The organism is Luminiphilus sp. nBUS_16 (assembly GCF_051201645.1).
Lineage (GTDB): Bacteria > Pseudomonadota > Gammaproteobacteria > Pseudomonadales > Halieaceae > Luminiphilus.
The window spans coordinates 3403745-3427118 of record NZ_CP179205.1 but is presented as its reverse complement, the minus strand read 5'-3'; the positions used below and the strand labels follow the sequence as shown (position 1 = coordinate 3427118).

General features: G+C 52.8%; 26 protein-coding genes. 19 read left to right on the top strand and 7 right to left on the bottom strand.

Annotated elements, in window-relative coordinates:
• Positions 1-14: 14 nt before the first annotated feature.
• Positions 15-668, bottom strand: coding sequence for an HAD family hydrolase (locus ACMAY6_RS15080; protein WP_435213169.1), 654 nt, complete (start codon positions 666-668; stop codon positions 15-17).
• Positions 669-775: 107 nt separating this feature from the next.
• Here ACMAY6_RS15080 and ACMAY6_RS15075 point away from each other — a divergent pair, with 107 nt between their 5' ends.
• The 12 genes from ACMAY6_RS15075 (at position 776) to ACMAY6_RS15020 (ending at position 11532) form a co-directional block, all read left to right on the top strand.
• A complete protein-coding gene (locus ACMAY6_RS15075; RefSeq protein WP_435213168.1) occupies positions 776-1306 on the top strand; it encodes an RNA pyrophosphohydrolase in 531 nt (176 codons plus the stop codon).
• The gene (gene ptsP, locus ACMAY6_RS15070; protein WP_435213166.1) at positions 1303-3576 is read left to right on the top strand and encodes a phosphoenolpyruvate--protein phosphotransferase; all 2274 of its coding nucleotides are present in this window, start codon (positions 1303-1305) and stop codon (positions 3574-3576) included. Before ACMAY6_RS15075 ends, ptsP begins: the two co-directional genes overlap by 4 nt.
• On the top strand, positions 3573-4361 hold the full coding sequence (gene lgt, locus ACMAY6_RS15065; RefSeq protein WP_435213164.1) for a prolipoprotein diacylglyceryl transferase: 789 nt from the start codon (positions 3573-3575) through the stop codon (positions 4359-4361). The genes ptsP and lgt overlap by 4 nt, the downstream gene beginning before the upstream one ends.
• Positions 4362-4390: 29 nt before the next feature.
• The gene (locus ACMAY6_RS15060) at positions 4391-5224 is read left to right on the top strand and encodes a thymidylate synthase (protein WP_435213163.1); all 834 of its coding nucleotides are present in this window, start codon (positions 4391-4393) and stop codon (positions 5222-5224) included.
• Positions 5224-5760: a dihydrofolate reductase gene (locus ACMAY6_RS15055; protein WP_435213161.1), complete on the top strand. Its 537-nt coding sequence runs from the start codon at positions 5224-5226 to the stop codon at positions 5758-5760. The genes ACMAY6_RS15060 and ACMAY6_RS15055 overlap by 1 nt, the downstream gene beginning before the upstream one ends.
• A gap of 205 nt (positions 5761-5965) precedes the next feature.
• A complete protein-coding gene (locus ACMAY6_RS15050) occupies positions 5966-6748 on the top strand; it encodes a DUF3450 domain-containing protein (protein ID WP_435213159.1) in 783 nt (260 codons plus the stop codon).
• A 1-nt stretch (position 6749) separates the two neighbouring features.
• Positions 6750-8171: a MotA/TolQ/ExbB proton channel family protein gene (locus tag ACMAY6_RS15045; protein ID WP_435213157.1), complete on the top strand. Its 1422-nt coding sequence runs from the start codon at positions 6750-6752 to the stop codon at positions 8169-8171.
• Between the two features lie 23 nt (positions 8172-8194).
• Positions 8195-8713 carry a MotA/TolQ/ExbB proton channel family protein gene (locus ACMAY6_RS15040; RefSeq protein ID WP_435213155.1) on the top strand — a complete coding sequence of 173 codons (519 nt, stop codon included), beginning with the start codon at positions 8195-8197 and terminating at the stop codon, positions 8711-8713.
• 27 nt (positions 8714-8740) lie between these two features.
• Positions 8741-9145, top strand: coding sequence for an ExbD/TolR family protein (locus tag ACMAY6_RS15035; RefSeq protein ID WP_435213153.1), 405 nt, complete (start codon positions 8741-8743; stop codon positions 9143-9145).
• Positions 9146-9155: 10 nt separating this feature from the next.
• Complete coding sequence (locus ACMAY6_RS15030) at positions 9156-9575, top strand: ExbD/TolR family protein (RefSeq protein ID WP_435213151.1); 420 nt, start codon at positions 9156-9158, stop codon at positions 9573-9575.
• Positions 9576-9580: 5 nt separating this feature from the next.
• Positions 9581-10183: an energy transducer TonB gene (locus ACMAY6_RS15025; RefSeq protein ID WP_435213149.1), complete on the top strand. Its 603-nt coding sequence runs from the start codon at positions 9581-9583 to the stop codon at positions 10181-10183.
• 26 nt (positions 10184-10209) lie between these two features.
• The gene (locus ACMAY6_RS15020) at positions 10210-11532 is read left to right on the top strand and encodes a tetratricopeptide repeat protein (RefSeq protein WP_435213147.1); all 1323 of its coding nucleotides are present in this window, start codon (positions 10210-10212) and stop codon (positions 11530-11532) included.
• 106 nt (positions 11533-11638) lie between these two features.
• Here the strand turns inward: ACMAY6_RS15020 and ACMAY6_RS15015 are convergent, their stop codons facing one another.
• The 3 genes from ACMAY6_RS15015 to glpQ all read right to left on the bottom strand — a co-directional run bounded on the left by ACMAY6_RS15015 (position 11639) and on the right by glpQ (position 14482).
• A complete protein-coding gene (locus tag ACMAY6_RS15015; RefSeq protein WP_007234068.1) occupies positions 11639-11845 on the bottom strand; it encodes a cold-shock protein in 207 nt (68 codons plus the stop codon).
• A gap of 200 nt (positions 11846-12045) precedes the next feature.
• Positions 12046-13500: a pyruvate kinase gene (gene pyk, locus ACMAY6_RS15010; protein WP_435213145.1), complete on the bottom strand. Its 1455-nt coding sequence runs from the start codon at positions 13498-13500 to the stop codon at positions 12046-12048.
• Positions 13501-13525: 25 nt separating this feature from the next.
• Positions 13526-14482 carry a glycerophosphodiester phosphodiesterase gene (gene glpQ, locus ACMAY6_RS15005; RefSeq protein ID WP_435213143.1) on the bottom strand — a complete coding sequence of 319 codons (957 nt, stop codon included), beginning with the start codon at positions 14480-14482 and terminating at the stop codon, positions 13526-13528.
• 274 nt (positions 14483-14756) lie between these two features.
• On the opposite strand from glpQ, the gene ACMAY6_RS15000 reads away from it, so the two are divergent.
• Positions 14757-15032, top strand: coding sequence for a hypothetical protein (locus ACMAY6_RS15000; RefSeq protein WP_435213141.1), 276 nt, complete (start codon positions 14757-14759; stop codon positions 15030-15032).
• 13 nt (positions 15033-15045) lie between these two features.
• Here the strand turns inward: ACMAY6_RS15000 and ACMAY6_RS14995 are convergent, their stop codons facing one another.
• A complete protein-coding gene (locus tag ACMAY6_RS14995) occupies positions 15046-16065 on the bottom strand; it encodes a mechanosensitive ion channel family protein (protein ID WP_435213139.1) in 1020 nt (339 codons plus the stop codon).
• Positions 16066-16152: 87 nt separating this feature from the next.
• Between ACMAY6_RS14995 and ACMAY6_RS14990 the strand changes: the two genes are divergently transcribed.
• The 6 genes from ACMAY6_RS14990 to ACMAY6_RS14965 all read left to right on the top strand — a co-directional run bounded on the left by ACMAY6_RS14990 (position 16153) and on the right by ACMAY6_RS14965 (position 21950).
• Positions 16153-16536 (top strand): nuclear transport factor 2 family protein, encoded by a 384-nt coding sequence (locus ACMAY6_RS14990; RefSeq protein WP_435213138.1) that lies wholly within the window; start codon positions 16153-16155, stop codon positions 16534-16536.
• A gap of 8 nt (positions 16537-16544) precedes the next feature.
• The gene (locus ACMAY6_RS14985) at positions 16545-16850 is read left to right on the top strand and encodes a hypothetical protein (RefSeq protein ID WP_435213136.1); all 306 of its coding nucleotides are present in this window, start codon (positions 16545-16547) and stop codon (positions 16848-16850) included.
• Between the two features lie 59 nt (positions 16851-16909).
• The gene (locus ACMAY6_RS14980; protein WP_435213134.1) at positions 16910-19069 is read left to right on the top strand and encodes a TonB-dependent receptor; all 2160 of its coding nucleotides are present in this window, start codon (positions 16910-16912) and stop codon (positions 19067-19069) included.
• A gap of 17 nt (positions 19070-19086) precedes the next feature.
• On the top strand, positions 19087-19647 hold the full coding sequence (locus ACMAY6_RS14975; RefSeq protein WP_435213133.1) for a UbiX family flavin prenyltransferase: 561 nt from the start codon (positions 19087-19089) through the stop codon (positions 19645-19647).
• Positions 19644-20858: an MFS transporter gene (locus ACMAY6_RS14970; RefSeq protein ID WP_435213131.1), complete on the top strand. Its 1215-nt coding sequence runs from the start codon at positions 19644-19646 to the stop codon at positions 20856-20858. The genes ACMAY6_RS14975 and ACMAY6_RS14970 overlap by 4 nt, the downstream gene beginning before the upstream one ends.
• A 126-nt stretch (positions 20859-20984) precedes the next feature.
• Positions 20985-21950 carry a 2-hydroxyacid dehydrogenase gene (locus ACMAY6_RS14965; RefSeq protein WP_435213130.1) on the top strand — a complete coding sequence of 322 codons (966 nt, stop codon included), beginning with the start codon at positions 20985-20987 and terminating at the stop codon, positions 21948-21950.
• Here the strand turns inward: ACMAY6_RS14965 and ACMAY6_RS14960 are convergent.
• A complete protein-coding gene (locus ACMAY6_RS14960; protein WP_435213128.1) occupies positions 21947-22555 on the bottom strand; it encodes a DUF4136 domain-containing protein in 609 nt (202 codons plus the stop codon). The two genes, ACMAY6_RS14965 and ACMAY6_RS14960, sit on opposite strands and share 4 nt — an antisense overlap.
• Before the next feature lie 72 nt (positions 22556-22627).
• Complete coding sequence (locus tag ACMAY6_RS14955) at positions 22628-23371, bottom strand: sulfite exporter TauE/SafE family protein (protein WP_435213126.1); 744 nt, start codon at positions 23369-23371, stop codon at positions 22628-22630.
• Positions 23372-23374: the final 3 nt, after the last annotated feature.

The following is a 23374-nucleotide window of genomic DNA, read 5'->3' as shown; positions in this document are numbered from 1 at the left end:
TTAAACAATAAACGTCATCGCAAAGAGAGAATTGGCCAGCTTCGGGCTGTGGCAATCGCATGTAGCTTGGAGTCGGGGTCAACGGCGTAGGGTTGGTCCACCCACTGTAGCAGGGGCAGGTCATTATGGCTGTCACTGTAAAAGTGGCTGGTTTCCCACGGGGTGTCTTGGGTTTTAAGCCACTCTTTCAGGCGGGTTATTTTGCCCTCCTGAAACGAGGGAATGCCCGTGGGGCGCCCAGTATAGACGCCATCGAGGCACTCGGCCTCGCAGCCAATAAGATGCTTAACGTTTAGGCGGTCGGCGATGGGCCGGGTCACAACGGTATTGGTTGCAGTGATGATCAGCAGGGTATCACCCCGCCTTCGGTGTTTTTCTAGCAGGTCCTCAGCGGCGGATAGAATCAGAGGTTCGACCCAGTCATCCATAAATTCTTGCTGCAAAACGGCGACTTCATGGGTTTTGAGGCCTGCGAGCGGGCCCAAGGCAAAGTCTAGATAGGCAAATATATCGAGGGTGCCATCCTGATAAGCTTGTAAAAAGCTGTCGTTCTGGGCGGAATGCTGAGTGGCTTCGACTAAGCCAATGGCACAAATAAATTCCCCCCAGCGGTGGTCTGAGTCACCGGCAATTAGGGTATTGTCGAGGTCGAAGATTGCGAGGGCCAATTGGGCTCCAGTTTGAGTTTTCTCAAGTTGCTAAGGCGAGGACCGCCGCTTTGTGGAAGAATATCCTGATCGCAGAGGTCCCACAAACCCAAAACAGGAGCACCGCATTGGCCGGTTCTGATAAAGAGCGTGTCATAGACAAACAAGGGTTTCGCCCCAACGTTGGCATTATCGTAGTCAACGAGGATGGTGATGTGCTTTGGGGTCGGCGCGTTGGCGGGCGCGATTCATGGCAATTTCCTCAGGGCGGCATTCACGGTGGTGAGAGCCCCGAGCAGGCGATGTATCGCGAGCTCGATGAGGAAGTCGGGCTCCAGCCCGACGACGTAAGCATCTTAGGACAGACCTCTGACTGGTTGCGCTACCGCCTGCCGGAGCGTTACGTGCGTCGTCGCGAGCGACCGGTGTGCATTGGTCAGAAACAACGCTGGTTTTTGCTGCGCCTCTTGGCTGGAGATGCCGCTGTCAAACTCGACGCTTACCCCAAGCCCGAGTTCGATGACTGGCGCTGGGTGAGCTATTGGTATCCGTTGACTGGCGTGGTTGATTTTAAGCGCGAGGTTTATCGCGAAGCTTTGGGAGCCTTGTTACCCGCTCTGCTACCTCGCCGCCGAGCACGTCGGGGTGGCAAGCGGTGATTGAAACCCTACGCAAAATTGTTCAGGCGGTTAGTGAGGCTGATGACCTCGAGCAGGCATTATCGCTTATTGTTCATGAGGTCCGACAGGCGATGGCCACTGATGTGTGTACGGTCTACCTCTCTGACAGAGCGACCACGCGCTTAGTTTTCCGAGCGACGGAAGGCCTGAATCGCGACAAAATCGGAGCATTTTCTCTGGCGAGAACCGAGGGCCTTGTGGGGTGGGTAGCGACTCGTGGAGAAATGCTGAATCTCGAAGACGCCAGCGCCCATCCCAGCTTTCAACTGGTGCCCGGGTTGGGAGAGGAGCGTTTTAACAGCTTCATGGGCGCCCCCATCATCCACCAACGAGATCTGCTGGGTGTGTTGATTGTTCAGCAGGCCGACTCGCGACGCTTTAGTGATGACGAGGAAGCTTTTCTAATCACCATTTCGGCACAACTGGCGGGCATCATTGCTCACGCTGAAGTGTCTGGCTTGGCTGCATTGCCAGACACCAGCTCAAAAACAATCACACGCATTGTGGGCGTGGCTGGCTCCCCTGGCATTGGCATCGGTGAGGGGGTATTTGTCTCGCCAACTGCTGACCTGGCCGCGGTACCCTCACGCAAGGCGGTAAATCGTAAAGCAGAGTTACGTGCTTTCCGCGCGGCGTTGGCTCGTGTGCGGGATGATATCGAAATAGTATCTGACAACTTAAAGCATGAGCTGTCGGCTGAAGATCATGCGCTGTTTGGCGTTTATTTAAATATTCTCGATGATTCCACCCTTGGAGGTGAGGTTGCCTCTCTCATCAAATCTGGTGAGTGGGCACAAGGGGCGTTGAGTCAGGTACTTTTAACACACATCAAGCATTTCGAGCGCATGGAGCATAGCTATTTAAGGGAGCGTGCAGTTGATGTTCGAGATCTTGGCACCCGGGTTCTCACTTATCTTCAGGATGACTCAGAAAATCGACGGGACTGGCCAGAGAAAACTGTTCTAATTGCTGAAGAGATAACCGCATCGGCATTGGGTGAAGTGCCTAGAGATCATCTTGTGGGCGTAGTATCCCTGCGAGGCTCTGCGAACAGTCATGCGGCCATTATTGCTAGGGGTATGGGCGTGCCCGCCGTTATGGGCGCAGCTGATTTGCCCTACAGTCGGCTTGATGCTCGGACTCTGGTGATTGATGGTCACAACGGTCGGGTTTACATCAACCCGCCGCAGGAGGTTTTGCGGAGATTCCAGCAATTAGTCGATGACGACCTGGCGCTATCAGAAGAGCTGTCGGTATTACGCAATGAGCCCAGCCAAACCCTAGATGGCCACAACGTTCCGTTATGGGTGAACACTGGCTTGACGGCCGATTTACCGAGGGCTTTGGAGTCGGGGGCTGATGGCGTTGGGCTCTACAGAACCGAAGTTGCCTTTTTATTGCGTGACAAATTTCCCAGTGAAGAAGAACAGCGGCAGCTTTACCGTGAGCAACTCGAAGCTTTTGCACCTGCACCGGTTACCATGCGCAGCCTCGATATCGGCGGCGACAAATCCTTGCCGTATTTTCCAATCAGTGAAGACAATCCATTTTTGGGTTGGCGCGGAGTTCGGGTCACCCTTGATCATCCCGAAATATTTTTGGCGCAGATCAGAGCGATGCTGAAAGCCAATGAGGGTCTGGGTAATTTAAGAATTTTATTACCTATGATTTCTGCGATTGAGGAAGTTGAGGAATCTTTGGCTTTAATTCAGCGCTGTCATGACGAGGTGGTTGCTGAGGGTTACACGCAAAAATTCCCTCCTGTGGGCGCAATGATAGAGGTGCCTTCAGCGGTTTGGCTCACCGACGCTTTAGCCCATCGACTCGATTTTTTATCGGTGGGGTCCAATGACTTGACCCAGTATCTGTTGGCAGTGGACCGCACCAATGCGCGGGTTGCGGACATGTATCACGGCTTGCACCCTGCGGTGTTGGGAGCCTTGGCTAAAATCTGCCGAGATGCCCACCAGCGGTCTTGCCCGGTGAGTATCTGTGGCGAGCTGGCGGGGGATCCCCGGGCCACCCCCGTGTTGATCGCCATGGGCTTCGATCAACTTTCCATGAATGCTGCGAGCCTACCAAGGGTAAAAAAGGTACTGAGCTCCGTGACACTTGGCGAGGCTAAAGCGGTGCTGGAGCAATTGTCAGGACTACATTCGGTTAAAGAGGTCAAACTCCTGCTCGACGAGTTAATGCAGCGTAGAGGCTTGGAGCGCTACGTCAGGCCCGGACAGGAGCGCACTGAGTGATCGACTATCCAATAATAGACCCGGTGGCGTTGAGTCTGGGGCCCCTGAAGGTGCACTGGTATGGCTTAACCTATTTGGGCGGATTGCTCTTTGCCTGGTGGATGGCCGGCCGTCGTGCGGAGCGCGCAGATTCACCGATAGCCCGCGCTCAGGTTGATGACCTTATTTTTTACGCTGCCGTCGGCATCATCGTGGGGGGGCGTTTCGGGTACGTTTTGTTTTATGGCTTTGACCGTTGGCTCGACGACCCGATGTGGCTTTTTCGTGTCTGGGAGGGCGGAATGGCCTTTCACGGGGGACTACTGGGCGTGATCACAGCCCTTTGGGTATTTGGTCGCCGTCACAATATTGCGTTCGCAGGCGTTGCAGATTTTGTGGCGCCCCTTGCACCTGTAGGGCTCGCTCTGGGACGTTTGGGCAATTTTATTGGGCAAGAGCTTTGGGGGCGCCCTACTGATGTGCCTTGGGCCATGATTTTTCCCAGAGATCCTTTGGCTTTGCCCCGTCACCCCTCGCAGCTCTATCAGTTTGCGCTGGAAGGGTGCCTGCTGTTTCTTTTGGTATGGGTCTTTAGCCTACGGCCACGTCCCCAGTGGTCGGTAGCTGGGGTCTTTCTTGTGGGCTACGGAGCACTGAGGTTTATTGCAGAGTTTTTTCGAGAGCCCGACGCCCATCTAGGCTTTCAGGCTTTTGGTTGGCTCACCCGAGGTCAGCTGTTGTGCCTGCCTATGCTTCTTTTGGGCCTGTGGCTGCTCCATTATGCCTATCGCAGCCGTAAGCAATAACGAAGCTATTCATTTTCTGGAGGGTCCTGATGCACGCCTATTTAGATTTGCTGAGAGACATTCGTGACCACGGTGCTGTCCGCACCGATCGCACTGGCACTGGAACGCGCTCACTTTTTGGGCGGCAACTTCGCTTTGACCTCAATCATGGTTTTCCATTGTTGACGACCAAAAAAGTGCACTTTAAAAGCGTGGCTAACGAACTCATTTGGTTTCTCAAGGGTGATACCAACACCGCGTGGCTAAAGGAACATGGCGTCTCTATTTGGGACGAATGGTCTACTGAGCAGGGTGAGTTGGGGCCGTTATATGGCGCCCAATGGCGGCGCTGGCCAACCCGAGACGGTGGTGAGATCGATCAGCTGGCTTATGTACTCGATTGCCTCAAAAATCGCCCTGACAGCCGACGCATTCTCTTTCACGGATGGAATGTCGAATATCTTCCCGATGAAACGCTGTCACCTCAAGACAATGTGCGTGCCGGTCGTATGGCGCTGCCTCCGTGCCACCTGCTCTACCAGTTTTATGTGGTTGACGGAAAACTATCGACACTGTTGTTTATCCGTTCTAGTGATACTTTTTTGGGGTTGCCGTTCAATATTGCTTCGGTGGCGCTACTGACGCACATGCTTGCACAACAGGCGGGCTTGGGGGTTGCAGATGTGGTGGTCTCCATAGGCGACGCCCATATCTACAGCAACCACGCAGATCAGGTCGAGATGCAGCTGTCACGAACTCCCGGCCCGCTGCCTACGCTGAAGCTATTGAGGCAGCCTGATACTTTGTTTGAATATAATTTCGAGGATTTTGCACTGGAAGGTTACAACCCCCAGGCACATATCTCTGCGCCGGTGGCCATTTAATGATGGATTTACAAGAAACAGATGAAAACGTTCCTGTGGTTTTGGTGCTGGCGGTTTCCGAAAACGGTGTGATCGGGCGCGGTAATGCCCTGCCCTGGGATCTGCCCGATGATTTACAGCACTTTAAAAGAGCGACAATGGGCTGCCCTATATTGATGGGCCGCAAGACTTTCGAATCTGTCGGTCGGCCGCTCCCAGGCAGAACTAATTTAGTGTTGACCCGCGATGTTACTTGGCATGCGCCGGGTGTCACGGTACTCACCAGCGTTGATGAAGCGTTAGCTAGAGCTCAGGCTCAGGCGTTGATTGACGGTTCTGCAGCGATTTGCGTGGTTGGTGGTGCCGAGATTTATCGGCTATGCCTGCCCAAAGCGGATCGCCTCCTTATCACGTTGGTACATGGCAACGTAGACGGTGACGCGACCTTTGATCTTTCGGTTTTACGTGACTGGAAAGAGCAGAGTCGTGAACTTTTTCCCGGGGGGTCGAGAAACAGCCATGATTTTAGTGTTGTGGAATTCGTCCGGTGTGGTTAATCTGCAGCCCCCGGAAGGAACAGAGAAGTGTTATTCCGGATTGATTTAGCCGCCTTGGCTCAGGTAGAGTCGAGGTCTAGATGTCGCTTGAACGTAGTATATAAGTAAAAATCTTCGTCATGCGCTAATAAAAAACCTTAGATCAGCGTCTTTGGCTCACAAGGCCAAAGGTATTAACTGCCTACTGAGAGGAAGTATCGACCCCATGACAATGCACCGATTCAAAACCGTTCTGCTCGCGGCCTGCGTCGCCAGCGGCGCCCTGGGTGTCGCAGCGTCCTCAAACGCCGCGTCCATTGACCAAATTCTCGATGTTGGCAAGCAGCGCACTGCTGAAGCTAAATCGTCCCAAGCTAAAATTGATCGGCTTGCTGACGAAACCCGAGACCTATTGTCTGACTACAAGACCGTGATGAAGCAGGTCGATGGCCTGCGCGTCTACAACGCGCGTCTCGAGCGGCAAATCGCTAACCAGAACCGTCGTATCGCTGATATTGATGGTTCAATATCAGAGGCAGCTGTTATTCAGCGCCAGATACCGCCTCTGGTGGGCCGCATGCTTGACGGCTTGGAGCAATTCATTAATTTGGATATGCCCTTCGATCTTGATACGCGCCTAGGCAACATTGAGGCCGTGCGAAATAACCTCGATCGGTCCGATGTGACTGCGGCAGAGGCCTTCCGCCAAGTTCTGGAGCTTTACTCCATCGAGCTGCAATACGGTCGAGGCATTGAATCTTACAGCGACACTATCGAAATTAACGGCACGCCCCGCGAGGTCGATATTTTGCGCATAGGACGCATCTCATTGGTGTATCAAACAACCGATGGTGCCGAAACTGGCGCATGGGATACGGGTAGCGGCACGTGGGAGGCTTTGCCTGCCGGCGATTATGCCGCTGCAGTACGAAAAGGGGTTCGCATCGCGAAGAAGCAAGCCACCATAGAACTCTTGAATATGCCGGTAGCGGCGCCGGAGGCGAATTAAGATGACTGCGCAGTTTATTAAAGCATCAGCCCTTATTGTTGCGGGAGCCCTGGCTTCGACAGGTGCCTTGGCACAGGAAGAGGCGCCGGTAGTCCCTGCAGGTCCTACACCGCAAGAGGTTGCAGCTGAAAACCTCAATCAATTATTAGGCTTGGTTAAAGAGGGCAAGGCGCGTGCCTCCTCTGATAACGCCGCGCGCGAGCGCCGGTTTACTGAAAATAAAGCCACCCAGGCAGGCGAGTTACGTCGCGCGGAGCAAGAGCGCACTAATGAAGAGCGGCGTTCGGCACGGCTCGAGAAGCAGTTTGAAGATAATGAATTGCTCATCGCTGCCAAGCAGGAGCAACTTAAAGAGCGCTTGGGCACACTGTCAGAGCTGTTTGGACACTTGACTGCTGCAACAGGCGATCTTGCGTCACAGATGGACGTGTCTTTGGTCTCTTCCCAGTACCCAGGCCGAGAAGTGTTCATGAAGGCCCTGATCGCTAAAATGAGCGGATCGGACAAGCTTCCCAGCGTTGCTGAGATTGAGCGTGTTTGGTACGAATTACTGCGTGAAGTTAAGGAGCAGGGTTCGATTGCCAAGTTTACGGCTGAAGTAGCAACACCGTCAGGTGAGCTAAGTCAGCGTGAAGTCGTGCGGGTCGGCGCGTTTAACGTGATCGACGCGAACGGTAACTATCTGGCCTACGCCAACGGTAAGTTGAGCGAGTTGCCTCGACAGCCAGGCGGCGCTTTCGGTGGCCAAGCCAATGAGTTGGCGGGTTCGTCATCGGGTTTGCACCAGTTTGGTGTTGACCCTACGGGTCCGACCGGAGGTTCTTTCTTGGCCGCTATTATTGATAGTCCTACGCTAGAAGAGCGGTGGCATCAGGGTGGCTATGTTGGTTACGCGATTACAGCAGTGGGCGTTTTTGCCTTCTTGCTCGCGATATATCGCGTGCTAGTACTCACTATGGTTAGCACCAAGGTCTCCAGCCAGCTGAAGTCCAACACGGCTAACTCTAACAACCCATTGGGCCGAGTACTGAAGATTCATGAAGACAAGCCCGATATGGATCCAGAGACCCTTGAGCTCAAAATGGCAGAGGGTGTACTTCGCGAGACGCCCCAGCTTGAAGCTGGACTGACGCTGCTAAAGATCATTGCTGCGGTGGCCCCGCTTATGGGACTGCTAGGAACGGTTACAGGCATGATTATAACCTTCCAAGCCATCACGATCTTTGGTGCCGGTGATCCCAAGGCGATGGCGGGCGGTATTTCCAGCGCGTTGGTGACTACGGTACTGGGTCTGTTGGTTGCTATTCCCACAGTATTGCTCCATACCATTGTTAACGGGCGTGCTCAAAGAATTATTCACGTGATCAATGAGCAGGCAACCGGAATCGTGGCAGAGCACGCTGAGCGCGAGCACAATCGCTAAGCGAAAGGCTGAGGGGAGTTTCGATGCCAGGGGTTTTTGATGTCATATTCGCGTTCATGGAAAAAGGCGGTAACGTCCTATGGTTGATCGCGATACTCGTATTTTTCATGTGGACGCTGATCTTCGAGCGGCTTTGGTACTTCTCAGCCACTTGGCGTAATGACCGGGCGAAGGTTGTGTCCATTTGGGAAAATCGCAGTGAACGACGATCATGGAACGCGAAGCAGATTCGTCAAAAAATGCTTTCAAGTAGTCGTGACATGATCAACAACAACATGAATGTCATTACGACATGCGTTGCCTTGTGTCCGCTTCTCGGCTTGTTAGGCACCGTTACGGGCATGATTGAAGTGTTCAACGTAATGGCAGTGACCGGTGGCGGAGATGCCAAGTCAATGGCGGGTGGTGTTGAGAAATCAACGATCCCAACCATGGCGGGTATGGTCGCGGCGCTATCGGGTTTATTTGCAAATACTTACCTGCAGCGGGTTGCTAGCCGCGAGCAGATGTTCCTCGAAGATCAACTCACGTCTGACCACTGAGTTGGTACTCGGGAGGAGTAGTTAGCCATGCGCAGAATTGCCAAACAGCAGGAAGACGACGGAGCTGAGATCGATCTAACTCCGATGCTCGACGTTGTTTTTATCATGCTGATCTTTTTCATCGTTGTTGCTTCGTTTATCAAAGAAGCAGGCATCGAAGTTAACCGGCCAGACGACAACCAGCAGTCTGATCCAGACGACTCTGTGAGCATCGTTGTTGAGGTTGCGGCAGATAATCAAATTTGGATGGAAAACCGCCGAGTTGACGTTCGGGCTGTTCGAGCCAATATTCAACGGTTGCTTGCCGAGGATCCAGAGGCTCCTGTTACAGTAAAAGTTGAAAAAGGCGCCGAAGCTGGTGTGGTCGTAGACGTTGCTGACGCAGCCCGTGAGTCGGGCGTGGGCGTCGTCAACTGGGCAAGCAGTAAGTGAGGGGTACGGCATGAGTATGCGAGATCAGACCTCTCGGCGGCAGTCATCAGAGCAGGAAGGTCAAATTGATTTGACCCCCATGTTGGACGTTGTGTTCATCATGTTGATTTTCTTTATCGTGACCTCCTCCTTCGTGAAAGAACCCGGCGTCGAGATTTTCAAACCGCAGGCAACTACCACGGAGGCATGCGCTCGTGGCACGATCATTTTTGCTGTTGATGCGCGGGGCGATATTTATTACAACAAGAACAAGCTGAAGCTAGACAAAGCTTTGCGAACTGCTGAGGCGGCAAAGAAAGAAGCTCCGCAGGCAAATATTGTTGTACAGGTGGATCGTGAAACACCGGCATACGCGGTTGAGGAGCTTATTGATATCGTGCGCCCGGTGTTAACCGCCCCTCCCTGTATCTCGACTGATGATGAGGCTTAATAGAGATGGGTAGTTCAGTACGCATTATTGTTGGCGGATTGCTCGCGATACCTGTCGCAATAGGTTTGTTCTACATCATGCAGAGCCTAGTCGACAGAGATTTTAAGCAGGAAGACTCCAAGGCGAGAAAAATCGCCGACATCGTGGTCCCTGATAAGGTTATTGAGACCAATCTTAAGGAAGTTTTACCCGAGAAGATTGAAGACCCAGAAGAGCCACCGCCCGATCTTGAGCCGATCGAATTTGATAGCGACGTTGACATGGGCGTGGTTAACAATGCGCCAACTACGGGTATTTCGCTTAAGCTCAACTCGTCGGGAATGTCTTCGGGAGACGGGGAATATCTACCTATTGTAAAGGTGGCACCCATTTACCCCCGTCGCGCGCAGACTCGCGGTATTTCCGGGTACTGCATTGTCGAGTATACGGTGACAAAAACAGGGTCAATTCGTGATCCGATAGCAGTCGACTGCCAGCCCTCGGGTATTTTCGATCGCGCTTCTGTAAAGGCGGCTACCAAGTTCAAGTACAAGCCCCGCGTGGTCGATGGCGAGCCTATCGAAGTCGCTGGCGTTCAAAATAAGTTTACCTACGAACTAGAGCAATAGATCGTAAAGGTTAGGGCATCTAGAATATGAAGAGAATTTTAGGAACCGCTTTTCTTGCAGTCGCTATGACGGGTGCTGGTGTTGTTGTTGATCAAGCCCTCACTCTGGGTTGGGTATCTTCAGCTCACGCGCAAGATAAGAGCCAGGCCAAAAAGGAGCGCGAAACACGTCGCACCCCAGCCCTGCGTAACAAAGTGTACGAAAAGCTGGCAGAAGCACAGGCATTTGCAGAGGCGAAAGACTACGTTAGCGCGCAGCAGGTTCTTGACCAGATGATTGCCGGTGAAGGTAAGCGAGCACTCAACAGCTACGAGTTGGCCAACGTTTATAATTTGTATGCGTTTTTGCGCTACTCCGCAGAGGACTACAAAGGGGCTCTTGGTTACTACAAGCAGGTTGTCGCACAGCCCGACATCCCCCTCGCTATGGAAATCAACACCAAGTTCACCGTGGCGCAACTGTATTTTGTGCAGGAGGAGTGGCGCCCGGGTATTGACGCCTTGCTAGAGTGGTTTGAGCTGTCCGATAAACCCAACGCTACCGCTTATATTCTGTTGGCCCAGGGCTATTACCAGATTAAGGATTACGACAGTGCGCTTAATAACGTTGAGACGGCTATCTCAATGTATGAGGTTGAAGGTAAGTTGCCCAAAGAGCAGTGGTACAACCTGGCACGCTTTCTTTACTTCGATAAAAATGATCATGACAACGCATTGGCGACTCTTTACACGCTGATTGAGTACTACCCGAAAAAGCAGTACTGGGTGCAGGCGTCCCATTTGTACGGTGAGAAGAAGGATGAGCCCAGGCAGCTTGCAATGATGGAAACTGCCTATCTGCAAGGTTTGCTTGATAAGAGCTCGGAGCTGGTACAGGTCGCTTATCTTTATTTGAACGCTGAAGTTCCCTATCCCGCGGCTAAGGTCATGGAGCAGGGGTTCAAGGATGAACTTGTTGAAGAGAAGTCAAAGAACTTTGAGCTGACAGGCAGCGCCTGGCGTCAGGCTCAAGAGGTTGATAAGGCGATTCCGAACATGGAGAAGGCCGCCGAACTTTCTGAGAAGGGCGAGCTGTACACCCGTTTGGGTAACGTTTATCTCGATAGTGATCAGCACCAGAAGGCTATTGGTGCTGTTAGCAAAGGACTTGCTAAAGGGGGGGTTAAGCGACCCGACTCGGCGAGGTTAGTGCTGGGCATGGCCCACTTCAATCTGGGTGACTACAAGAGTGCGAAGAAGGCGTTTAGAGATGCTGCAAAAGACAAGCGCTCTGAAAAGTACGCCCGGCAGTGGATTCGGTACATCTCTAGCGAAGAAGAGCGTCAGAAAGAAATGGCTAGAGACATCTAAACAATAGCTGCACAATAGTACCTGCGTACTCAGCTACTCACATTTCTGAATATAAAAAAAGGGGCTCTGTAGGAGCCCCTTTGCGTTGCATAGATCTTATTGCTGATTAAGCGGGAACTACGTTCTCAGCTTGTGGGCCTTTCTGACCCGTTGCTACCGTAAACTGAACTTTTTGGCCATCCGTGAGGGTCTTAAAACCATCACCTTGAATTGCACTAAAGTGGACGAATACGTCGGGGCCGCCTTCTTGCTCTATAAATCCGTAACCCTTGGTTTCGTTAAACCACTTTACGGTGCCTGTAACTTGTGACATTGAGTGTACCTTTGTTTCATTAATTACCCCCGAACGATGGCATGACACCATGCGTCGAGGTTGGAACGGGTTCTTCCCGGTGTTTAGCTTCCGCCTCCCGAGAGAGAACGAACAACATAACACCCTGAGTGTAGCACTAGGTGCACCCTGTTTTACGAAATAATTTGCGATTTATGGCACTTATTACGCAATAATTGGGGTTATTCGACAGGTAAAAACTTAAGGAGGTCGGTTGTACCCGTCTTCCCCATCGTACTGCCCATCGTCAATAATATGAAATCGCCTCGACTTAAATAGCCGCCGTCCAGTAAAAACTCCATGACACGGCTCTCAATATCCTCAGCTGCAAATGCGGTAGCGTCGAAATAGAGGGGAATCACACCACGGCACAACGCCAACCGTTGCAGTGTTTTGTGCTGTCGGCTGAGCCCAAAAATGGGTAAGCCGGACGACAGTCTGGACATCATAGTTGGAGTGACGCCTCGTTCGGTGAGGGTGGCAATACCTCGCACCTCAGAGAAGTGGTTGGCGCCGTACATGGCAGATAACGCGATAGCTTCTTGAGCGCTGGAAAACTCGCGATCAAGGCGGTAGCGAGAAGTTCGTGCGACGGGGTGAGCCTCAGCGCCGACCGCGGCTTCTGACATAGCGGTCACCACCTCAATAGGGTACTGACCAACGGCGGTCTCCGCAGAGAGCATGACCGCGTCGGTGCCGTCTAACACCGCATTGGCAACGTCGAATACCTCTGCCCGGGTTGGCATGCTGTTGCTGATCATGGACTCCATCATTTGTGTGGCGGTGATCACTAGCCGATCTAAGCGGCGAGTTCGTTTGATGAGATCCTTTTGAATGCCAATGAGTTGGGCGTCACCGACCTCCACGCCCAAGTCACCTCGAGCCACCATGACGCCCTCGGCTGTTTTAATAATGCTGTCGAGTAAATCGTAATCGGCTACTACTTCCGCGCGTTCAATTTTCGCAATAATGGCTGGGCTCACACCGACATCGGCCAGTAGTGCGCGAGCTAAGTTAATATCTTCGCTGCTGGAAACGAAGGAAACGGCAACGAAGTCAGGGTCAACTTCGGCCATTCCTGCGATATCGGATCGGTCTTTCTCCGTCAGTGCGGGAGCGGCGAGCCCTCCTCCAAGTTTGTTCACGCCTTTGCGTGAGGATAAACGGCCCCCGATGAGTATTGTGCAGTCGACCGTTCGCTCGCTGACGTCGTCAACTCGCAGGCGAAGTTTGCCGTCGTCTAGCAGCAATATGTCGTCGACCACGACTTGCTCTGGCAGTGCGCGGTACTCAATTCCGACGCGCCTCTGATCTCCGGCGTCATGGGCGGTATCGAGGTCAAGACAAAAGGGGTCACCTGCTGTGAGTTCTACAGACCCGCTAGCGAACCCGCTGATTCTAATCTTTGGGCCCTGCAAATCAGCAAGAACACCGATATACCGACCCGCATAGCCGGCCTGACGTCGGATACGCGCCGCAACCTCGGCGTGGTGTTCCGCCGAGCCGTGACTAAAGTTGAGTCGAAATACGTCTACCCCAGCGGCAATTAATCGGTTGAGCATGTTTTCGCTGTCACTGCCGGGACCGACCGTAGCCACGATTTTAGTGCGTCTGTGCGTTTTTGGCCCCTGAATCAAAGTTACCTACTCCTATGCAACAGCCTTAGCTGTTGGTGCCCTCTGTACTGAAATGGGAGTCAATAAACCCCCGTGTAATATCGGGAAAATCGCTAAATACCCCGTCGATACCTGCGTTGAGAAAAACGCCCTCATGCAGCGCAGCAAAGCTTTCAAACCCGCCTTCCAGGCTGTCTGCCCGCAGTGTGTAGGCGTGCACCAATAAACCTCTAGCGTGTGCGGCGCTGACAAGCTGGGACGGCGTTAATCCATCTGCTTCGAATAGCTGAGGCACCCACGGGCCTATGCCATCGGCATAAGTGGCGACATCGTCCAAGCCATGTCCAGTGCGCATCAAGTCGAAATCAACCCCGGGAGGCTCCTCCCAAGAGTTATCCCCCATCAGTTGTATTAGTGGTAGAGGGCTTTGCAAGTCATGTTTGAGGTAGCGCAAGGTATCAGGATCAAAGCACTGAAAAAAAATGGGCGCTTTTTTATGATGTAAATCAGCGCCCTCGAGCACTTCAATGGTAGCACTGGCAATGTCTAAACCCGCGGCAGTGTGAAAAGCCGGTGACTTCATTTCAATATAATAACCGGCGCTCATACCCCGTGATTTATTCAAGCCCTCAATTAAAATAATCTCCTCACGGAGGGTTGGTATGCGCAACTCCAAGTCAACAACCGGAAATCGGTCGCTGAATACAGCGTGTGCCTGAGGGTCGACACGCTCGTGCACCGACAGTAATTTAAGCTCAGCGAGATCGAAATCAATGGCGTAGAAGCGGCCATCGTCGCGGCCTCGAGTGGGGAACTGCTGGGCAACATCGGTGGTGCTGTCTAGGTAAATATCGTGCAGAACCATGGGCACACCATCTCGAGACAGCACAATGTCTTGTTCGATGTAATCAGCCCCCAGCGTATGCGCTGCAGTGACACACGGTAGGGTGTGCTCGGGTAAGTAAGCACTTGCTCCACGATGTGCGATAACGATTGGCTTCACAGGCCTTGAACCCTTGTTCCTAAATTGTGATTAAACGCCCGAGTTGCCTACGCCGTTGCGTTCAAAAGCGCGAAGAGACGGGGCCGTCGCATACCCTACGATTCGCTGGGGCCGCGACTGAACATAATACCGCGTATCGAGCTAGAAGAGGTCTCTCAGGTTTTGCGGTCCTTGGTACTTTTCAGTCTCCTCGACCCCTGCTATAAATACCGCCATGACTGTCGCTGATACCAGAACCCCCTGCCCACCGTACGGCTATAGCTGTAGCTGCCATTTGTCTGAGCGGCGACAAATTGAGCTGGTGGCAGAATTTCATGCCTATCGAATCAGGCCTACACGTATTGCTTATCGCTTGGGGATTGATATTGCATTAATAGATGCACTGCTCGCAGGTGAGCGTGAAGCCAAGCGATTTGAGGCCCTGGTGGCGCATTTTCGCAAGCGTCGCTTCAACCAACGCCTTAGGGATTCAGAAAAGACTAAAGGCCAAGCAGCTTACGAACAACGCGAGAGAGCCCTGCAGGACCTTCAAACCCAAACCGGGGTTTGAGGTGTTATTTCGCTCACGCCTCTTCTTGAGATTCCAGCCATTTGAGTCGCCGCTCTAGGCTTTTTAAAACTGATGTTTCAGAGGCGCGCGTCTCATCTGAGGCGGCTTTTATTTTCTCCTCCTGCGCGTCAATCTCAACTCTGATCTCGCCTATTTGCTCGCGCAGAGCTTGGACATTCGCCGCGGCGTGTGCGCTATCAAAGATCTTGGCTTCTGGTTTGTCAGCGGAGCTGCGCGTCACTTTTTTTAGAACTTCAGTAGGAAATGTTTGCGTGTCGCCGCTTTGTTGCCGCTGAGCCATAATATTGGGGGAGGCAATCTCTATTCCTGCACCATGGAGTTCGTCGAGCATCTTTTGTCTCAACTGACTGCGGGCGGTTAGTGGGTTCACAACATCCTCGAGGAACCCTGCAGCACGATAAACCACTGCGTGATCCAGTAACTCGGCAACCAATACGTAGGGATCTGTGAGGCCAGCACTTTCCGCGGCCTTCAGTAATTCTCGCTCAGCGAAACTATGGTGAACGTCATACCCCAGTGATACATCGGCCTGGATAATTGTGCCTTCACGATGCTGGACGGTGACAGGTTGCGTCACCAGTAACAGATTGGGGAGGTTGGTGAAGTCACGGGTTTCCGTTTGAATGCGGGTACTAACCAGCGAGCGCCGTGTGACTCTGCCAAAGACACCATTAACCAAAATAAAGTCCCCCGGTTTAAAGGGTCGCGTCGCCTGAAGCATAATGCCGGCCATTGCGTTCGAGACAAAAGTGGTTGAGGACAAGGCGATAATCGCAGTGAGAACAACACCTATAAGGCTGAGTATTTGCCCTCGTACGTTGGCTTCAAGCGGCAGCGCAACCACCAACGCGACAACGACAGCCAGCCCGGCGCCCCAAAATACCAATTGGAGGACCAATGAGGGTTTATCGATATTTGAGGCACGCTGGCTTAGGCGGCTGAGAATCAACAGCCCTATAACGCCCAAGACCAACGTCGCTACAGCCGGCGTGTAATGATCTAGTTCCATCATGATCCGATGATCTCGTATTGGTTATGGCAAGGCCAGCGGTTGTTCTTTTCCTTGGTGGAGATGATAACATCGCCGCCGGAGGACAATATGACAACAGCGTTTGATAGTTGGATTAAAATGATGGAGATGGGGAGCCACGAGGGACTGTGGGAACTTCTCGACCCGGATTGTGTTTTTTGGTCCCCTATTGTGCACACGCCTCAAGAAGGCAGGTCTATTTCATATGCCTACTTATCGGCGGCGGGACAGGTTTTTTCCGAAGGCTTTCACTACACTAGAACGGTCATTAATGGCGATCACGGCGTTTTTGAGTTTGAGTGCGTGATGGATGGTATTAAGGTTAATGGGGTTGATATCATCATCTTACGGGACAATCTTATCGTTGAGTTTAAGGTTATGGTTCGACCTCTAAAGGCAATTAACATGGTGCATCAAAAGATGATGGCCATGTTGCAACAGAATAAGAGTTAACGGATACAGTGAATAACAGCATCTCATTGAAGGCGATCAACAGGGCTCACAAAGGCTCTGGGCGATGGCTGGTGGTTGCTGCAATTATTGCCATGTTGTCGCTACAGGTTGTCGCTGTAGATCATTGGCACGGTGCTGATGACACGCAACATTGTGAGATGTGTCTCCATGCCCATGACGCGCCTATCTCTGGTGAGCCGGGCAAGGCCCAGCTACTTGGACATCAACAGAATATAGCACCCTGCAATACTCCGGTTTATTCCGCTGGTTTAAAGCAGGGAAGGGGTAACCGAGATCCCCCCAACCTCTCCTAATACTGCATAAATAGAGGCCATCGCGATGGCCTCCCAGTGTTATTCTTTTGGAGAGAGTCATGACCGTCTTTAAATATTCGGTAGCAATTTGTATTGCTATCACCACTTGTGGCGCCCACGCCATAAACGAACCCCAACCTTTAGAGCATGTCCTGGTGACATTGCCAATACATCAGACTGCCACGGAAACGAGTTTGCCGGTGACCGTCCTAACCGGGGAAGAGCTTGCCCGGGAGGCGTCGGCGACGCTTGGTGAAACACTCGAGAGATTGCCCGGTGTGCACAATGCGAGCTTTGGCCCGGGTGTAGGGCAGCCTGTTATCAGAGGGCTATCCGGTCCTCGTGTTACAACGTTGCAAAATGGCACCCGCAGTGCTGATGCATCTTCTCTTAGTGCAGACCATGTTGTCGCGGTAGAGGCGTTGCTTGCTGACAGTATCGAAGTACTGCGCGGTCCAGCAACGCTGCTATATGGCGGCGGTGCGATTGGCGGTGTTGTTAACGTCATTGATAACAGGATTCCAACCACGCTACCTGAAGAAACGCGATGGGGGTTGGACTACCGTTACAGCGGAGCCAGCGGCGGCAATGCCGGCACATTTCGTGTAGACACTGCGTTAGGCCCCCTCGCTGTGCATGCTGATGCGTTGTTCAGAGACACCGAAAACCTTGAGGTTCCCAACGGAGCCGGCACTGATGGCATGGACCTGCTACCGAATACCGACACGCAAGCAACGGCAGGAACTTTGGGCGCGGCGTTTCACTTTGACGGAGGTTTCTTCGGTGTCGCGGTCAATCGCCAGAAAAATAAGTACGGGCTTCCAGAAGGCAGCCATGGTCACCATGGCCATGGTGATGATCACGATGATGATCATGACGACGACCACGATGATGATCATGACGACGACCACGATGATGATCATGACGACGACCATGACGGAGATCACGACGACGACCATGACGAAGATCACGACGACGATCACGATGATCATGATGACCACGAAGGCGAAGAGGAAGAGGTTGATATCCGCCTAGATATGGAACAGACCCGCTATGACATTCGATTGCAGCTCGATCAGCCTATGGCCGGTATTGCTCGATTTTCTGGTGTTGTTTCTCTGACGGAATACGAGCACACCGAGTTTGAAGGCTTGGAAGTGGGCACCGTCTACAGCAGCGATGCGGTTGAGGGCCGATTAGAGTTGGTTCACAGCCCTATCGGCGATCTGCACGGTGTGCTGGGGCTGCAAATCAGCGAGACGGAATTTAGCGCTGTGGGAGAGGAGGCATTTATCCTGCCTACCGACACCTCACGCTTGGGTTTATTCCTAGTTGAAGATTGGCACCGTGGTTCATGGAAACTTGAGGGCGGCCTGCGATTTGACCGTGATGAAGTTGATCCACAAGGCAACATGGCACCCGCAAAGGAGTTTGATACCTTTTCAGCTTCCTTTGGTGCACTTTATGAATTCACCGAAGCTTGGCATGTATCGACAACAGTGACCCGATCTGAGCGGGCCCCCAGTGTTGAAGAGCTGTACTCCAATTACGGGAATACGGGTCCGTCGACTTGGGTGACCCACGCGGCGACTGCGGCGATCGAGGTGGGCGACGTTAACCTTGATACCGAGGAGAGTCTCAATATTGACGTAGGTTTGTCATTGCACGGTGAGTCCCAATCTCTGCGCATTGGTGCGTACTATAATGACTTCGACAACTTCATTAACCTCGCCAGTACCGGTATGGAAGTCGGAGAAACGCCCGTGCGACGTTATGAGCAGGGTGCAGCGGAGTTTATGGGTCTGGAGCTTGACGCCCACTGGGAGGTCCTGGAGACCAACTTGGGTCTTCTCAACCTGGAAGTTGAGATGGACTTAACCCGCGGCGAGCTCGCAGATGGAAGCGATGTACCGCGATTGCCACCGCTATCAGGTGCCTTGGGACTGGTATGGGAGCAATCCTCAGCACGTTACTTCACTCGACTGACGGCTGCCGATAAGCAAGATCGACCCGGTGACAACGAAGAGGCTACGGACAGCTGGGTACGTTGGGATATTGGTGGTCAGTGGCAGTTCGATTTCAGTGACTCCCTCATTACGTTATCTGCGGCGGTGCGCAATATTCGTGATGAAGAAATCCGTCTGAGCACTTCGGTACTGAGAGAATATGCCCCAGAACCTGGACGTTCCTTCAACGTGGGTGTTCGAATGGAGTTCTGAGGCGTTACAATGCCCGTGTGAATCGGTTAATAATTGGAATCAGCGGAGCCTCAGGGGTTCAATTTGGTGTTAGAGCCCTTGAGCTTCTGGCTCCGTTGCCTATCGAAACGCATTTGGTGATGTCGCGATCGGCGGAGTTGACGGTTCACCATGAGCTCGATATGCCTGTTGCCGACCTTCGTGCTTTAGCTGACGAATGGCACCCCATAAAAAATGTCGGTGCCTCAATAGCCAGCGGGTCTTTTCGCAACATGGGCATGCTTATTGCCCCCTGTTCGATTCGCACTTTGGGCGAAATTGTTTCGGGGGTCACTTCTACGCTGTTGACCCGATCGGCTGATGTTGCGTTAAAGGAACGTCGGCCACTGGTGTTAATGGTACGAGAAACCCCCCTCCATCTTGGGCATTTACGCAATATGGTAGCGGCCACGGAGATGGGCGCCATTATTGCACCTCCCGTGCCTGCCTTTTACACCCGTCCAGAATCGGTCGATGCTTTGGTGACCCAGAGTGTTGCCCGAGTGCTCGATTTGTTTGCCATCGATATCCCAGAGATTCATCGATGGACTGAATCGTGAGTCGAGCAAGCTGGCGCTTTCCCCCGGAATGGTTGGTCTTTAGCGTTATAGTCGTCGACCTTATTGGCTTTGGCATCCTCATTCCTATTCTCCCTTTTATGTCACCTGCGTTGGGCGGTGATGAGATGGATGTCGCTTTGGTCATCGCTATTTACAGCCTTTGCGCCGGCATTGCGGGCCCATTTTGGGGGAGCTTGTCCGATCGTATTGGTCGAAAACAGGTCTTGATGGTGTGTTTGTTTGGCGGTGCGCTGTCCTACGGCATGATCGGTGTCGCGAGCGAACTATGGATGCTCTACGCGGCACGTGCTGTTGGCGGTGTAATGGCGGGCAGCTTGCCAGTGGCGTCCGCATTGATGGCCGACGTCAGTGCCCCGCACAGAAGAGCTAAAGCGATGGGCCTAGTGGGCACTGCTTTTGGCCTGGGGCTCATTCTTGGGCCGGTAATTGGTGGTGTTCTGGCTGGGCCCGAGGGTACTTTTTTGTGGCCTGGTTTGTTTGCAGCGGTTATGTCGTTGGTCTCGGTGGGGTTGGCTGGGTGGCTGCTACCCGCTGACCGACCTAGTGTCGAGACCACTAAAAAAGTCCAAAAAGCGTCCGGGCCTGAAAATATGCTGGCCTTCATTCGACGCCGACATGCCCTGCTGCTGACGGTGCAATATACGCTGCATACAGGCGCGGTAAGTGCAGCCATTTATCTGAGCCCACTATGGTTAGCGGCTTATCTCGGCTGGGGGCCTAGAGAGGTCGGTATATTGTTCGGGCTCGTGGGTGTGGCCATGATCGTCGTTCAAGGCGCCATGATGGATTGGATGACGCGGACCTTCGGATTGATCAACGTGTTGACCGGCGGCGCGGCTATTTTTGCGGCCAGTCTGATTGCTGCGATTGCTGTGGAAACGGAATTCGCCCGGGGCTTTGTCATCTTTACAACATTTGCGGGAGCCACCTGCTGTTTGCCGGTGTTGAATACCGTAGCCAGCAGTATCGTGGGTACCCAAGAGCGTGGTCGAATGATGGGTGTGACTGCGTTGGCGGCATCGATAGGGCGTGTCATAGGCCCATTAGCCACGGGTTTAGTGTTGGCGGTCAGTGATTATCCAATGTCTTGGTTTGTTATCGCACTTCCTGTTTTTTTGGTGTTGCTGTGGTCACGAACTGGGGCTGTTCGTTATGCTCGTCACGGTGGGCTGCAGCCAGCAGACGCTTGATATAACGTTGACCATTGCCTGATAAAGACTGATGTCTTTTCGCTGCAGGGTTGCAGCAGATAGTGTCTTGATCACTGAGTTTTTGGTGCTAAGGTATTTAGACTGTGTTCCCAGCGAAGCCCTGTCATGAAGTCGCGCGTTTTGATTACTCTGCCATTGCCCGCCGCTGTTTTGGACGCCTTGGGGAAGCAGTTTGATCTTCAGGTCTGGAACGAAGGTCCAATGCCCCAAGCACACATTGAACGATGGGCTGAGACAGCCGACGCGATTCTTTGCTCTCTGGGTACTTCTATCACCGCCGAGCTCATAAGATCGAATCCACAGTTGCGCACAATTTCCAGTATCTCAGTAGGGGTTGATCATATCGACATGGACGCCGCTACAGCAGCCCGCCTGCCGATTGGTCATACCCCGGGTGTTTTGGTCGATAGCACGGCTGATCTGGCCCTCGCCTTGATGCTGGCAACGATGCGCCGAGTCGTTGAGGCCGATCGTTTTATTCGTCAGGGTCATTGGTCCTCCAGTTGGACCACGGATTTTTTTCTTGGTGAGGATCTCAGTCGTGCCACGGTGGGCATTGTAGGGCTGGGTCCGACAGGTCTGGCGGTTGTAAAGCGCGTTAGTGCGTTTGGCGCCAATGTCATCGGGTGGAATCGAACTGAACGTGAAATACCGGGTGTGCGTAATGTTGCACTCGATGACCTGTTTGCTGAGGCTGATATCGTGTCACTGCATACTGCAGCAACGCCGGAGACTCATCATCTAGTCAATGCTCAGCGGCTTGCGTCGATGAAAACTGGCGCGGTGATTATTAATACGGCTCGTGGCTCGGTGATTGATGAGTCAGCGCTTATTACCGCCCTATCTAGCGGCAAAATCAGGGCAGGACTTGATGTCTATGAGCAAGAGCCACTGGCGGAAAACAGCCCGCTATTAGCCATGGATAACGTTGTTTTAATGCCGCATTTGGGGAGTGCTACAGCAAAAACACGGCAGGCAATGTTGGCGCGCGCTCTTGAGAACTTGGCAGCAGGTCTTGAGGGGAAATCGTTACCGTGGTGCGCTAATCCAAAGGTTTATGCTGCGAGTTAGTTTGCCTTAGGCAGACGTCCCAAGGCTCGGTTGACGGCTTTGTCGATACTTGCCGTCATTCGCTTTGCATCAAAATTGGCATGGTCAACGACTTTGCTCATTCCCGCTGCCCATACAGGGCTTTGGGAATTTCCGTCTGTAAATGTCAGAAGGACACTGGTGACCTCTCTGGGACCCGATAGCGCGTAAGCATTATCGATGAGCGCCTGGTCTGCTCGGCGATTGATGACGAGGTCTTGGCTGGAGACGGGGATATCTTGGTTGTTCGCATCTGTCGCAGTCATGCTAAGAGCACCTTCACTGATCGAAGCCTTGAATTGATAGATGACCTGAAAATCTCCGCCAGTTTCTACGCGTTGGTATCCTTTACTTGCAAGCTTGTTATCGACCGACGCCCGTAGGGTAGGGTCAAGAGCATATAGCGGGTCTGCAGCGGCACCAGACGGATCAAGGGCTGCAGCTTGCCAGTGATAAGTCGCGTAGTTGCCTGCCTCAAAGCGATCATTAGGTGTTGTATCGACCTGAACACTTGAGCACCCACCGAAAGTCAATAACGCCAGAAGTCCGGTTATCAAAAGGTAGAAGTTTACGGATCGAACAATCATGGTTTTTTCCTTGACGCGTCAATGTAGTGGGAAAGCTTATTACCGGGGTTCCAACATTTTGTAGTGACTTCCCTAGGGAAAGAATAACAGCTTTATCACCATTCCAATGATAGCCAGAGCAAGTACTTTGCGTATTAAACCCTCTCCTTGAGTTAACGTGAGCTTAGCGCCCAGATATCCCCCCAAGGAATTGCCGATAGCCAGAACTGCGCCTATCAGCCATAAGACCTCGCTTTGAAGGCTAAAAACCACCAGCGCTCCCAGCGTGTATACGGCAACGATGAAGCACTTGTGGGCATTGGTGCTCACCAGATCAAGGCCCATGACACGATTTAAAATGGGCATCAAAATGAAGCCTACGCCGATTTGGATAAAGCCACCCCAGAAGCCTGCGAGGACCATGAGAAGATGACCCCATAAAAGGTTTCTAGGTTGCCTATCCCCCGTCTGTGTTGTTGCGCCTCCTCGGTACATGAGCACAAGTGTGGCGAGCATGACGGCGGCTAAAGCAGCATTAAACTGTGCTCCAGAGAGCTGCACGCCAGTCCAAGCACCCAGCAACGCGCCGGGTAGTGCGCAAAGAGCGAGGGTGATGCTGAGACGAAAATCCCCTTGGCCACCGCGCATGAATGTGCCGACGGCGGTGAGATTTTGCGCAAGAATTGCGATGCGGTTGGTGCCATTCGCGATCGGCCCCGGGACACCTAAAAACACCATAACCGGCACAGTAATGACCGAACCACCACCGGCCATGACATTGATTGCACCCCCGACAATGCCTGCGGCAATCAGCGCGCCGTAGTGCCAGAGTTCCATGGT

Bases quoted from the DNA above. Each gene is read 5' to 3' on its own strand.
- ACMAY6_RS14955 (WP_435213126.1), bottom strand. From the start codon at position 23,371: ATGGAACTCTGGCACTACGGCGCGCTGATTGCCGCAGGCATTGTCGGG.
- ACMAY6_RS15035 (WP_435213153.1), top strand. From the start codon at position 8,741: ATGCGCAGAATTGCCAAACAGCAGGAAGACGACGGAGCTGAGATCGAT.
- ACMAY6_RS15060 (WP_435213163.1), top strand. From the start codon at position 4,391: ATGCACGCCTATTTAGATTTGCTGAGAGACATTCGTGACCACGGTGCT.
- ACMAY6_RS14965 (WP_435213130.1), top strand. From the start codon at position 20,985: ATGAAGTCGCGCGTTTTGATTACTCTGCCATTGCCCGCCGCTGTTTTG.
- ACMAY6_RS15050 (WP_435213159.1), top strand. From the start codon at position 5,966: ATGACAATGCACCGATTCAAAACCGTTCTGCTCGCGGCCTGCGTCGCC.
- ACMAY6_RS15055 (WP_435213161.1), top strand. From the start codon at position 5,224: ATGATGGATTTACAAGAAACAGATGAAAACGTTCCTGTGGTTTTGGTG.
- ACMAY6_RS15040 (WP_435213155.1), top strand. From the start codon at position 8,195: ATGCCAGGGGTTTTTGATGTCATATTCGCGTTCATGGAAAAAGGCGGT.
- ACMAY6_RS15020 (WP_435213147.1), top strand. From the start codon at position 10,210: ATGAAGAGAATTTTAGGAACCGCTTTTCTTGCAGTCGCTATGACGGGT.
- ACMAY6_RS15030 (WP_435213151.1), top strand. From the start codon at position 9,156: ATGAGTATGCGAGATCAGACCTCTCGGCGGCAGTCATCAGAGCAGGAA.
- ACMAY6_RS14980 (WP_435213134.1), top strand. From the start codon at position 16,910: ATGACCGTCTTTAAATATTCGGTAGCAATTTGTATTGCTATCACCACT.
- ACMAY6_RS14995 (WP_435213139.1), bottom strand. From the start codon at position 16,065: ATGATGGAACTAGATCATTACACGCCGGCTGTAGCGACGTTGGTCTTG.
- ACMAY6_RS14960 (WP_435213128.1), bottom strand. From the start codon at position 22,555: ATGATTGTTCGATCCGTAAACTTCTACCTTTTGATAACCGGACTTCTG.
- ACMAY6_RS14990 (WP_435213138.1), top strand. From the start codon at position 16,153: ATGACAACAGCGTTTGATAGTTGGATTAAAATGATGGAGATGGGGAGC.
- ACMAY6_RS15045 (WP_435213157.1), top strand. From the start codon at position 6,750: ATGACTGCGCAGTTTATTAAAGCATCAGCCCTTATTGTTGCGGGAGCC.
- ACMAY6_RS15015 (WP_007234068.1), bottom strand. From the start codon at position 11,845: ATGTCACAAGTTACAGGCACCGTAAAGTGGTTTAACGAAACCAAGGGT.
- ACMAY6_RS15025 (WP_435213149.1), top strand. From the start codon at position 9,581: ATGGGTAGTTCAGTACGCATTATTGTTGGCGGATTGCTCGCGATACCT.